The sequence below is a fragment of the Thalassospira profundimaris WP0211 genome (genome assembly GCF_000300275.1).
Taxonomy (GTDB): Bacteria; Pseudomonadota; Alphaproteobacteria; order Rhodospirillales; family Thalassospiraceae; genus Thalassospira; species Thalassospira profundimaris.
In genome coordinates, this window is sequence record NZ_AMRN01000002.1 from 196,645 (window position 1) to 208,780 (window position 12,136).

Genomic DNA, 12,136 nt, shown 5'->3' on the forward strand with positions numbered 1-12,136 from the left:
ATGGTGCGACTGGAAACTGTCAGGCTTCGGCCTGTTGGCCGGTGCGTTTGCGTTGCGGACCAAACAGGCAGGTCAGAATAAGGATCACACCGGAAACAGTCGCGATCATGCCCGCGGCACTGACCGCATAGGGCGATCCGAACCAGCCCGGACCGTATCCCGCCAAGACATAGCCCAGAATGGCCGAGATTGTTGCAAACACGACCGACCAGCCAACTTGACGGGCCAACTGATTGGTCATCAGTCGCGCGCTGGCTGGCGGGCAGACAAACATCGCAATCACAATGATCGACCCGACCGCATCAAAGGCCGCAACGGCGGCAACGGCTGTTGCCACCACCAGCGCAAAGCCAAGCGCGCGGGTACGAATACCAATCGCCCCGGCAAAGGCAGCATCGAAGGTCGAGATTTTCAATTCTTTCCAAAACAGGAAAATAAACAGCCCGATGCCGATCAGAACAACCGCCAGACGCGGTAATTGCGGTGGCAGGGTCGCAAGGGCAGCCGGATCAACAAGAGATCCCCAACCTTCGGCATCAAACCAGATCAGGCTTTCCAGATTACCCAGCAACGCGTGCTGCACATCGATATGAACCGAACTGGTATCGGTTATTTCTAGGAACAAGACACCGGCGGCAAACAGCGTGGTGAAAACCAGCCCCATCGCGGCCCCCGGTTCAACCCGTCCAAGGCGCTTGACGATTTCGATCATCACCACCGCAATGATTGCCGCCGCCCCGGCGCCCAGCATCATCGGGACAGCCGTAATAGTGCCGGTCACCAGAAAGGCTGCGACAATACCGGGCAGGACAACGTGACTGATCGCATCGCCAATCAGGGCCTGCCGACGCAGCAACAGGAAATTCCCCGGAAGCGCACAGGCAATGGCGGCCAGCGTGCCAATCACAATCGGCGTCAGGCTCAGCTGCACAAACTCCGCGCCAAGGGCTGTGATCAGATTATCGATCATGCCTTTGCTCCCTGGGTGGTTTGCGCGTTCTGGATCATGCGATCAATCTCGGCGATCTGGTCCGGGGTCATCATCCGTTCAATCGGGGTCAGCCCGTCATAACGTTCAATAGTGGAATCATCGGGCAGCATGCGGCGTGCCATTGCCCAGCGGGCTTCGTCACGGGCGGCTTTTTCTGCCGCAATTCGGCCGCGTGCGGTGGCAACACCGTCTGCACGGATCATTCCGGCTCGGCGCAGGATGCGAATGGTCAGCCCGTCATAGATCGGTTCACGGCGCGCCAGCGACAGCAAGCCTTGCCGGCGATGCACGCGGCGCTGAAACCGTTGATGCCTCAGGGCGGACGCCAGCCCGCCACGCAACGGCGAAAACAGGGCGGAGATCATAAAGAACCCAAAGGCCACCAGAACAATGATCGGACCGGTCGGAAGTGCTGCGTGCGCGGCCGATAACACCGCCCCGACATAACCTGAAAGACCACCAATGACGGCGGCAATGCCGATCATCTTGCCGACCTGATTGGTCCAGAAACGGGCAGCCACCGGCGGAATGATCAAAAGCGCGACAATCAGGATAAGGCCAACGATCTTAAGCCCGATCACGGTGACAATCAGGGCAAGCCCCATCATGGCAAGATCGATATTGCGCACATTAACCCCGGTGGTCGCGGCATATTCCGGGTCAAACGCCACCAGCGTCATCGGACGCCGAAGCAGGAAAACAAAGCCGGCCGCCATGGCCCCGGCAACGGCGATTGTGGTGGCTTCTGAAATCAGCATCCCGGCGGTGGAACCCAGCAGGAAATTTTCAAGCCCGGCCTGACGGCCTGATGACATGGTCTGGATGACAGTCAAAAGAACGATGCCAAATCCGAAAAATACCGACAGAACGGCACCGATGGCGGCATCCTCGGTCAGGCGGGTTTTGCGTGTGATCCATTCGACCATCAAAAGCCCGATGGCCGATGAAATCGCTGATCCCAGAATAAGCCCCGGTAACCAGCGCCCGTCACTGCCAAACGCCACCATGATGATGAAGGCGAGCCCGACACCGGGCAGGGTGGCATGACTGATCGCATCGGAAACAAGGGCCCGTTTGCGCAGGAAAATGAAGGCCCCGGCACTGCCGGCCGAAAGGCCCAGCAAGCCCGCACCGATTGCAACAAGCGCGCTGTTATAGCCAGCCTGTAGGAAAAGGGCGCTTATGAAATAATCACCAAATCCCATGTGCGTTACGCCAGATGCAATTCATCGATATGGGTGGCAGCAAGCCGACCACCATAGGTTTCCTGAAGGTTCTCGGCGGTAAAGGTCGTCTCGACCGGGCCTTCGGCAATGCGCCGGACATTGATCAGAAGAACCCGGTCAAAATACTCCGCCACGGTCGAAAGATCATGATGCACGCAGACGACTGTGCGGCCTTCGGATTTAAGTTCCTTCAGCACCGAGACAATCGCACGCTCAGTCGCGGCATCGACGCCGGCAAACGGCTCATCGAGCAAATAGAACTCTGCATTCTGCGCCAAGGCACGTGCCAGGAAAACGCGCTGTTGCTGTCCGCCGGAAAGCTGACCGATCTGGCGCTCGGCGAAATCGCTCATGCCAACGCGTTTCAGGCACTCCATCGCCTGTTCACGATGGCGCGCCTGCCACAGGCGAAACAGCCCGACCGATCCATAAAGCCCCATCAGGACGACATCAATCACGCGCGCCGGGAAATCCCAATCGACACTGGCGCGTTGCGGAACGTATGCGACGCGATCACGGGCATCTTCAAACAGCTTGCCAAAAATGCGCACTTCGCCTGAAAGGCGCGGCACCACGCCAAGTGCACCTTTGAGGAAGGTCGACTTGCCGGCACCGTTCGGACCGATGATCGCGGTCATCGAGCCCGCCGGGATCGATGCGTCAACGGAAAACACAGCCGGCTTGTTGCCATAAGATACCGTAAGTCCGCGCACGGTCAGCGGCGCGTCCTTGGAGGCGACGTCCAGTATCTTGCCTGATTCTGCAACCAGTTTGGCGCTGCTCATGGTGTGTGTCCTGCTTCGTTTTGTTTCATGCTATCTGGATTAATATGTGAAGCGTTATGATCCGGCCGCAAGCTTGCCCTGAAAACCGCCTTCGGGGGCATCGCCGCCAAGAGCACGGGTGATTAATGTCGCGTTGTGATCAATCATGCCAATATAGGTGCCTTCATAGGTGCCGGGTTCTCCCATCGCATCGGAATACAGCGTACCACCAATTACAACGTCCTGACCACGGGCAGAAGCCCCTTCGATCAGGGCACGCACATTGCGTTCAGGCACAGAGCTTTCGACAAAGACGGCTGATATCTTGCGCTCGACAATGGTGTCGACCAGCTCCTCGACGCGGCGCAGGCCAGCCTCAGACTCTGTTGATATGCCCTGAATGCCAAGCACATCGAAATCATAGCCACGCCCGAAATAGCTAAACGCATCATGGGCGGTCAACAGCACGCGGCTTTGCTTCGGCACGGTGGCGGTGACGGATGTCATGTAGGCGACCAGTTTTTCGATCTCGGCCACATGAGCATCGGCATTGGCGTTATAGGTTGCTGCGCCATCGGGATCGGTTTTGATCAGGGCATCGCGCACGGCATAAACCACGGTTTCCCAAAGTTTCGGATCCATCCAGACATGGGGGTCAAACCGGCCTTCATAATCGGCATGGCTCAGAAGTTTTTCGCGCGCCACAGCTTCGCCAACCGCAACCACGTTGCGCCGCTTGCCAAGATCAAGGAAGAACTCTTCAAGCTGCGCCTCCAGATAAAGGCCATGCCACAAAACAAGATCGGCACGCGCCAGGGCGGCGATATCGCTTCGCGTCTGGCGATAGGAATGCGGATCCACACCCGGCCCCATCAGAGCCGTGACTTCCGCCCGATCACCGGCGACCTGGCGCGCGGCATCGGCAATCATCGATGTGGTCGCAACCACATTCAGCGGCTTCGCATGGGCAACACCCGCGCTGACATACAGCGCAACGGCAAGTGCAACAAGATAACGAGCGACGGGTCGGGAAGTCGGGAAAAGCGGCATCAGGGCATCCGAAAGTTAATTGGAATTACTCTGGTAAATGTCCCCTATTTATGTGCGGACTTTTAAAGTTAGTCAAGGCTAAATTGCTATTTGCCAACTTACTTGTTATGAAGGTTTCAGGAATCTGGATTGGAGAGATCGATGGGCGACGACACCCGGCTTAACCCGCGTCACAACAAGGCCGAAGTTTTTGCGCGCCTGCGCGACGCGCACGCCCGCGAAGTGACCGAAGACTATGTGGAAATGATCGGTGATTTGATCGCTGAGGAAGGCGAGGCGCGCTCAGTCGCTCTGGCCGAACGCTTTGGCGTGACGGCAGCGACGGTCAATAACACCATCAAGCGTCTGGAACGCGACGGCTACGTCACTTCGCGTCCCTACCGCTCAATCTTCCTGACGGAAAAAGGCGAAACGCTCGCCAAAAAATGTCGCGAACGCCACCAGATCGTTTATAACTATCTCGTCTCGATCGGGGTTGAGCCGGAGGTTGCAGAGTTTGATGCCGAGGGGATTGAGCATCATGTGAGTGAAGAGACTTTGAGGGTGTTTGAACTGCGGTTGTTGTCCTGAAATCAGAGTGAAAATTGAACGTTAAGCTGGGGTTCAATGGCGAATATTCAGGAATCACTCTCCTGCTTCGGTTCAAGGTAGGATTCCCATTTTTGGCTCCGAGGTTGGCGGTTCAACTCTCTCTCTCTCTCTCTCTCTCTTTGTCTTGTTGTACATATTTCGAATCGAAAGCAGAACTGGCCAATGTTGGGTCTGTAATGGGCTCAAGTCTAAGGGGAATTTTTAACTAGGGGGATGAAATTATAATATATTTTTGCGTATCCACAAATAAACTTATTGAGAAAGTATTTGGTTCGTCTTTGTATTCGGCGTAGTTTGAAAGTATATCGTTTATGTATAAAGAAAATGATTCTGTTAATAGGAAAGTTTTTCTAACTGGAGGGTTAGGGTACATTGGTTCTCACACAGCAGTTTCACTTATAGAGGCAGGGTATTCTGTTGTCATATATGATAATTTTAGTAATAGCAAAAAGGAAGTAATTGACCGAATCGAGCTCATTACAGGATTTAGGGTGCCATTCATAGAGGGTGATGTGCGCGATACAGTGTATTTGGAGAAATCTTTGAAGAAGCACGAGGTCGATTCTGTAATACACTTGGCAGGACTCAAGTCTGTTGGTGAATCTTTTAGTAAACCAATTAAGTATTACGACAATAACGTTGTGGGTACCGTTAGTTTGCTTAAGGCTATGAATGGCGCTCAAGTTAGGACTATGGTTTTTAGTAGTAGTGCTACTATCTATGGTGTTCCAAAGTACTTGCCTTTAGGTGAGGATCACCCAACCTGCGCTATTAATCCATACGGACGCAGTAAACTGCAAACTGAAGAAATTCTATTTGATTTGGCGGTGGCGGGTATTCAAGCCGAACAGTTGCCGTGGTGTATAGCTAGCTTGAGATATTTCAATCCAGTAGGTGCGCATAGCAGCGGTTTGATAGGTGAAAATCCAAATGGTATTCCAACTAACTTGATGCCTTATGTGGGGCGGGTTGCAAGTGGTGTGCTGCCTAAGTTAAATATCTTTGGCGGGGATTATGACACACAAGATGGCACAGGCGTACGTGACTATATCCATATTGTGGATCTTGCCGAAGGACACAAAGCGGCTCTTGGTTTCCTTGCGAAGCATTCGGGGGCACATGCATTCAACCTTGGTACTGGGGTTGGGTATAGCGTTCTAGAGGTTATTGAAGCGTATGAGAGGGCGTCAGGCCAGAGCGTTCCATATGAAATAGTTTCGCGCAGAACTGGAGATGTAGCCGCGTGTTATGCCAATCCAAGTAAAGCTAATAAAGAGCTAGGTTGGCGAGCATTACTGACACTAGAAGATATGTGTGCAAGTGCATGGAACTTTCAATCCAATCAGTGAGAAAAGGTCTTATTTCAACTGATGCTTCAAGCTGTATGCGCACTGCACTCTTGTTCTCGTTAGAAAAGAGTTTCTATTTATGCAGATTGCTGTTCGTTGGTGTTCTAACAATTTTCCAAGTTTTTCACTCTCTTTTAATTGTTGAGGGGGGGTGAGTGCTTGAATATTAAAGTAATATTTTGTTTTGTGATAAATCTGCTGATTAGTTAAGTTTTGCGCTCTGGATTTAAGGGAGGTGCCTGCTTTTCTATGGGAAGCTGGGGAGAAATAGAGTTTTGTTATCAAAGAAAATGATTATAAATCGCGTATTTTTTATATAGATTTTTTTTATAATTAGTTGTTTGGGTTTTGTTATTATAAGGTTTTTGAATTATTTAGCCTAAATTTGTTAGGCGGGGATCTGATCAACAAAGAGGTGATTTATGAAAGGCATATTATTGGCAGGTGGATCTGGGACAAGGTTGCGTCCTGCCACTATAGCTATTTCAAAACAGTTACTGCCAGTTTATGATAAGCCGATGGTTTACTATCCACTTTCTACGCTTATGCTTTCTGGCGTTAGAGATATACTACTGATTTCAACTCCAGTTGATATCCCAAGATTTCAACAGCTTTTGGGAGACGGATCTCAGTGGGGGATCAATATCGAATACGCCGTTCAGAATGAACCCGCAGGGATTCCTCAAGCTTTCACAATAGGGGAGGAGTTCGTTGCGGGGGATAGTGTATTTCTCATACTTGGCGATAACATTTTTTATGGAAATCAGCTCTCCAGAGATTTGTCACAAATTGGCAGTTCGACAGGTGCAACCATATTTGCCTATCCCGTTAAGGATCCTGAGCGATATGGTGTCGTGGAGTTTGATAAATTCGGTGATCCAATTGAATTAGTCGAGAAGCCCTTAAAACCACGTTCCAAATATGCAGTGACAGGGCTTTACTTTTACGATAATCGGGTTGTTGAGATATCGAAGAATCTGAGGCCATCACCCCGCGGTGAGTTAGAAATAACAGATGTCAATCGGCACTATCTTGAACTAGGTGAATTGAATGTGCGGAGGTTTGGCCGAGGTCACGCTTGGTTAGACACTGGAACCCATGATTCTCTGCTGGAAGCAAGTCAGTTTGTTGCAACACTAGAGCATCGACAGGGACTCAAAATTGCTTGTCCAGAAGAAATCGCATTCTACAATGGGTATATTACAGGTGAACAACTTGAGAAACTGGCAGTTGAATTGTCTAAGACAAGCTATGGAAATTATCTATTTGATCTACTTAAAGAATACTCCAGTTTATAGATAAGAATATGAGTTTAGATAAGAATATTTTAGTTATAGAGAACGGTGTTTCAAGCAAGGCTTATTGGGGAGACATCTGGCGTCATCGCGAGCTGCTTCTGTTTTTGGCATGGCGTGACATTCTTGTCCGATACAAGCAGACAGTGATTGGCGTTAGCTGGGTACTCTTTCGGCCTCTGTTGACTATGGCTGTCCTCACCGTGGTGTTTGGTCGGATTGCCAATCTGTCATCAGGAGATATTCCTTATTCATTGGTGGTGCTTACCGGGCTTCTCCCTTGGTTTTTCTTTTCGAATGGGACGTCTGAGTCGAGCAATAGTCTCGTCACCAATGCTAATTTACTGTCAAAGGTTTACTTCCCTCGCATGATCGTTCCCGCGAGTACAATTTTGGTTAGTGCTGTTGATTTTGTGGTTTCAATATTTGTCCTGATTCTGCTAATGATGTGGTACGGCATTTTGCCAACTTGGCATGTTCTCTTGCTGCCAGTCCTTGGTGTATGGGTGGGCTTATTGGCTCTTGGAACAGGGCTTTTGTTCTCTGCTCTCACCGTTAGTTACCGTGACTTCCGGCACATTGTGCCATTTATGCTTATGCTTGGCATTTACACTTCTCCAGTGGGCTACAGCACATCACTTATTCCAGAAAAGTGGGCGCCGTTGTACTACCTGAACCCGATTGCGGGAATCGTTGATGCCTTCCGTTGGGCGATTCTCGGCCAAGTTCCAAGCTCATATGGCATTATTTCAGCGCTGATTATTACTACTGCGGCCCTTGTCGTTGGATTTAGCTATTTTCGGTCTGCAGAATCAAGGTTTGCTGATGAAATCTAAGCCCCTGTCCATTGAGGTTGACGACCTCTCCAAAAGTTATGTAATCACCCACAATGCGCGTCGCCAGCCAAGAACTTTGCGCGAGCTTCTAACATCACCATTTAAGCGACCGGTTATTGAAGCCGAGATGGCAGAGGAGTCTAAAAAAGAAACTTTTTGGGCTTTAAAGGATGTTTCTTTCAATATTGGTGAGGGAGAGCGCATTGCCATTATTGGCGGAAATGGTGCAGGTAAGTCTACTCTGCTGAAAATTTTAAGCCGAATTACAGAGCCGACGAAAGGAAAGGTTACGATTCGGGGTAGGGTGTCTAGCTTGCTTGAAGTTGGAACGGGTTTCCATCCCGAATTGACTGGCCGTGAAAACATATTCCTCAATGGTTCCATTCTTGGCATGAGGCGTAGCGAAGTTGCTGCAAAATTCGATCAAATAGTCGATTTTTCAGGTGTGGAAAAATTCATTGATACTCCGGTCAAGCATTATTCAAGCGGAATGTATGTGCGCTTGGCGTTTTCAGTTTCTGCGTGGCTTGATCCAGATATTCTGATTGTCGACGAAGTCCTTTCAGTGGGAGACCAAGCGTTTCAGCGTAAGTGCGCTGAGAGGATGAAAGAGTTGACCGGCGCCGGGCGAACCGTATTGTTTGTTAGTCATTCGATGGCGGCTGTAAAAAGTATGTGTGAAAAAGCCCTGTATTTACAACACGGTGAGGTACGTTCTTTTGGTTCTGTAGAGGAGGCGGCAAGCAAGTATTTACAGTCGATCGATTCGTCTTCAGGCGATGTATGGCACAAAGGTAAGTTTGATCCCTTGGTGGATCATGTAACCCAATACGGGTTTGATGATAGTTTTGTTCAATGTATTAGCGCATACGCTTGTGATGAACATAATACGGTTCGTTCATCTTTTTCTATTGGTGAGAGGGTGCGGCTAGTATTGAAGTACAGGATTTCGCAGGAGAGCCCTAGTAATATAGTGCCTAATTTTCATGTTTCTGATGAATTTGGTTCTCCTGTCTTTGTCTCGTATCCAGAAGAATTCTCTCCAAATGAAATTGGTCTTTACACTGTGCAATGTAATATATATCCGTTTTTACTTAATGCGGGGAAATATTCAGTCATGCTCGTTATGAGTAGCTTTTACGGTGGGTTGGAATATAGGCACCACTTTTCTTACGAAGCCGCATTGCGGATCGAAATAACAGAAGAGGGTAGCGTAGATAAACGTCGCCACGGTTGGGCAGGGATAATACCTGGAGCAGTTAGGCCGCGATTAGAGTGGCATTATTCCCAGGAACTAGCTTCAGAGACTGAGACATAATGACCATGGTTAATTGCAGCTTTGAACTTACTCTATTAAAGAGTGAGAAGGGAAATCTGTGTGCATCAAAATTGGTGCCACTACAAAAGATGATATCAGCCGAGTATTTTATTGAGACAGGGACTTATCTCGGTGACACTACGCATGCAATGAAAATGTTGTTCAAGAAAGTTGTGTCAATAGAACTCTCTGAGGAGCTCTACCTTGCTGGGCGAAAGCGCTTCTCCTCGGATGATAACGTCGTACTACTGCACGGTGACTCCGCAGAACGGATAAGTGATGCACTTTCATGCGTAGGAGAAAGACGCGCCGTAATTTGGTTGGATGCCCATTGGAGTGGTGGAAATACTGCAAAGGCGAATGGGAATACCCCAATACTCGCAGAACTACAGCGTATCAAAGACGCAGGGGTAGGTGATGTTGTCATCCTTATTGACGATGTTCGCTATTTCTGGGATGTGCGGTCGGGTTTCAATGTTCATGACTCGATAGGGGGCTATCCTGAAGTTGATTTGCTGGTGTCTGAGCTTAAGAAAATTAATCCCAATTTCGTGATTTTTGTAAACGGCGATATCATGTTTGCCATACCTAAAGACTTAATGGGAGAGACGGAAATCTCGCCAGTACTGTCTGCCACTTCACAACTCCGTATGGGGTATTCTACACTCGGCGAAATTGAGAGCTTAGAGACGACCATTGCAGAAGCCAAGGGGGGAGAAAGGGATACTATTCTTAGACTACCTGAATTTTATAAAGATGCCTTAACCTACGGTATAGGTGGTCATTTTTGTTACTGGCGTGCATTGGTTAATGAGCGTTTGGGGCGGATGGAAGACGCTCTACGTGATTTTAGTTTAGCAAGAAATTGTGGGGTAGAAATAGCTAAGCGAAGGTGGGAAGCAGATGTTAACTAAATCGGCTGTGCGACGGATTTTCCGGACCATTATAAGTGTTCCCTTGCTTTTTTTTAATATTCTGCGTTTGACGCTCAAGGGTGAAGGGATTGTGCTAAAATCTCATTCTGGGAACGGTGTATTTTTTGCCGAAGGTTCCCCGTCTTTTGCGCTTCAGACCACAATTCGGGAAATGTCAGAAAGGCAGTGCCTGACACCTGAAGGAGCGGACGGGCTGGTTGGAACGTTGAATGCTGTAACGAGAGACGATTGGATTGCGAAGACATTGGCAGCACTGCCCGAGGGGGCGAAAATTCTTGACGCTGGCGCGGGTGAAATGCAGTACAAGCAGCTTTGCTCGCACTTGGAGTATGTATCTCAAGATCTTGCTGAATATGATGGAAGTGGTAATTCTGCGGGCCTTCAAACTGGTGACTGGAATACCGATGGAATCGACATCGTTTCAGATATCTGTGACATGCCCTTGGAAGATGGCGGCTTTGATGCAGTGCTTTGTACTGAAGTGCTTGAGCATGTATCACATCCAGTAATGGCCCTTAAGGAGATGGGGCGTGTATTACGACCTGGCGGCAAAATTATTATAACTGCGCCATTCTGCAGCTTAACACATTTTGCTCCTTACCATTATGCTACTGGCTTCAATAAATATTTTTATCTCCACCACCTGACGGAACTTGGGTTTAGAGACATAAAGGTTGAAGAGAATGGTAATTTTTTCGAATTTGTAGCGCAGGAACTGCGAAGGATCCCATCTATGGCAGAGCAGTATGCTGGTATGAAGCTAAGTCCAGAAGGAAGTTTTGCTATCTCTACGTTGTTATCCCTTTTGCAAGAGTATTCTGATCATGACAAAGGTAGTAACGAGATGCTTCATTTTGATTGTCAAGTTACTGCAGTAAAAGTCGAGTAAAATATGGGAAAATTATTTGATGAATATTCGAGTTCGTGCGGCCAATTTTTTGAAATTTTTAACCGTTGTCGCCAGATTCTCAGTGGTTGCATGGAATAATACAAATCTATCAAGAATGTTTGTCGCGTGTTTTCAAAACGACTCTGAACAAACACAGCTGGAACTGGAGCGGCTAACCCGCAAGCAAACTGCGATGGTTGGCTTTTATGAAGAGTTTAAGGCGTTCAATTATCTTCTGGCCGAAGAAGGGCGATCAAGTATTTCTCAAGAGGAGCAATATCCTTGTCTTGATGATCGTACTGAGCAAACTGGCTTTGATCGGCACTATATATACCATCCGGCCTGGGCCGCAAGGGTGATCGCAGCGAGAAATCCAGAGCACCATGTCGACATTTCTTCGACTCTTCATTTTGCCACTATTCTGTCTGCCTTTGTAAAGGTCGAGTTCTTCGACTTCCGAAAGGCACCGCTAACCCTTTCGAATCTGACGTCTAATGAAGCTGATCTCACACAACTCCCCTTCCGTTCAGATGCAATAAAATCTCTGTCATGTATGCACGTTATTGAGCATATAGGTTTAGGTCGCTACGGCGACCCAATTGATATAGATGGGGACAAGAAGGCCGCTAGAGAACTTTCGCGCGTCCTCGCGCCTGATGGGGACTTACTTGTTGTTGTTCCCGTAGGAAGATCTAGAATTCAATTTAATGCACACCGCATCTATTCGCATGAGCAAGTAATCGAAATGTTCCCGGATCTCATCTTGGTGGAACACGCATTGATACCTGACGGTGAGGCAGAGGATGGATTGATTGAGAATCCAGATAGTAAGTTAATCTCAAGTCAGAGCTATGGATGTGGATGTTACGTTTTTTCGAAGAGGTGACTAACA

The 12,136-nt window shown here is 48.9% G+C and carries 12 protein-coding genes; 8 read left to right on the forward strand and 4 right to left on the reverse strand.

The window, feature by feature from the left end; all coding sequences use genetic code 11:
- Positions 1 to 19 precede the first annotated feature (19 nt).
- From TH2_RS05005 to TH2_RS05020, 4 genes are read right to left on the reverse strand one after another with little or no spacing between them, the layout of a single operon-like run.
- Positions 20 to 970, reverse strand: coding sequence for a metal ABC transporter permease (locus TH2_RS05005; protein WP_008889317.1), 951 nt, complete (start codon positions 968 to 970; stop codon positions 20 to 22).
- Positions 967 to 2,196 (reverse strand): metal ABC transporter permease, encoded by a 1,230-nt coding sequence (locus TH2_RS05010; RefSeq protein WP_008889318.1) that lies wholly within the window; start codon positions 2,194 to 2,196, stop codon positions 967 to 969. Before TH2_RS05010 ends, TH2_RS05005 begins: the two co-directional genes overlap by 4 nt.
- Before the next feature lie 5 nt (positions 2,197 to 2,201).
- Positions 2,202 to 3,002 (reverse strand): metal ABC transporter ATP-binding protein, encoded by an 801-nt coding sequence (locus TH2_RS05015; protein ID WP_008889319.1) that lies wholly within the window; start codon positions 3,000 to 3,002, stop codon positions 2,202 to 2,204.
- A gap of 54 nt (positions 3,003 to 3,056) precedes the next feature.
- Positions 3,057 to 4,031, reverse strand: coding sequence for a metal ABC transporter solute-binding protein, Zn/Mn family (locus TH2_RS05020; RefSeq protein ID WP_008889320.1), 975 nt, complete (start codon positions 4,029 to 4,031; stop codon positions 3,057 to 3,059).
- Positions 4,032 to 4,172: 141 nt separating this feature from the next.
- Here TH2_RS05020 and mntR point away from each other — a divergent pair, with 141 nt between their 5' ends.
- From mntR to TH2_RS05060, 8 genes are all read left to right on the forward strand, one after another.
- Positions 4,173 to 4,601 (forward strand): manganese-binding transcriptional regulator MntR, encoded by a 429-nt coding sequence (gene mntR, locus TH2_RS05025; protein WP_008889321.1) that lies wholly within the window; start codon positions 4,173 to 4,175, stop codon positions 4,599 to 4,601.
- Between the two features lie 332 nt (positions 4,602 to 4,933).
- Positions 4,934 to 5,971, forward strand: a complete 1,038-nt coding sequence (gene galE / locus TH2_RS05030) for a UDP-glucose 4-epimerase GalE (RefSeq protein WP_008889322.1) — start codon at positions 4,934 to 4,936, stop codon at positions 5,969 to 5,971.
- 422 nt (positions 5,972 to 6,393) lie between these two features.
- Entirely contained in the window at positions 6,394 to 7,269 is an 876-nt protein-coding gene (rfbA, locus tag TH2_RS05035) for a glucose-1-phosphate thymidylyltransferase RfbA (protein WP_008889323.1), read from the forward strand.
- Between the two features lie 8 nt (positions 7,270 to 7,277).
- The gene (locus TH2_RS05040; RefSeq protein WP_008889324.1) at positions 7,278 to 8,102 is read left to right on the forward strand and encodes an ABC transporter permease; all 825 of its coding nucleotides are present in this window, start codon (positions 7,278 to 7,280) and stop codon (positions 8,100 to 8,102) included.
- Positions 8,092 to 9,420, forward strand: a complete 1,329-nt coding sequence (locus TH2_RS05045; RefSeq protein ID WP_008889325.1) for an ABC transporter ATP-binding protein — start codon at positions 8,092 to 8,094, stop codon at positions 9,418 to 9,420. Before TH2_RS05040 ends, TH2_RS05045 begins: the two co-directional genes overlap by 11 nt.
- On the forward strand, positions 9,420 to 10,334 hold the full coding sequence (locus TH2_RS20470; protein WP_008889326.1) for a hypothetical protein: 915 nt from the start codon (positions 9,420 to 9,422) through the stop codon (positions 10,332 to 10,334). The genes TH2_RS05045 and TH2_RS20470 overlap by 1 nt, the downstream gene beginning before the upstream one ends.
- The gene (locus TH2_RS05055; protein WP_008889327.1) at positions 10,324 to 11,244 is read left to right on the forward strand and encodes a class I SAM-dependent methyltransferase; all 921 of its coding nucleotides are present in this window, start codon (positions 10,324 to 10,326) and stop codon (positions 11,242 to 11,244) included. The genes TH2_RS20470 and TH2_RS05055 overlap by 11 nt, the downstream gene beginning before the upstream one ends.
- A gap of 19 nt (positions 11,245 to 11,263) precedes the next feature.
- Positions 11,264 to 12,130, forward strand: a complete 867-nt coding sequence (locus TH2_RS05060) for a DUF268 domain-containing protein (RefSeq protein WP_202948990.1) — start codon at positions 11,264 to 11,266, stop codon at positions 12,128 to 12,130.
- Positions 12,131 to 12,136 lie beyond the last annotated feature (6 nt).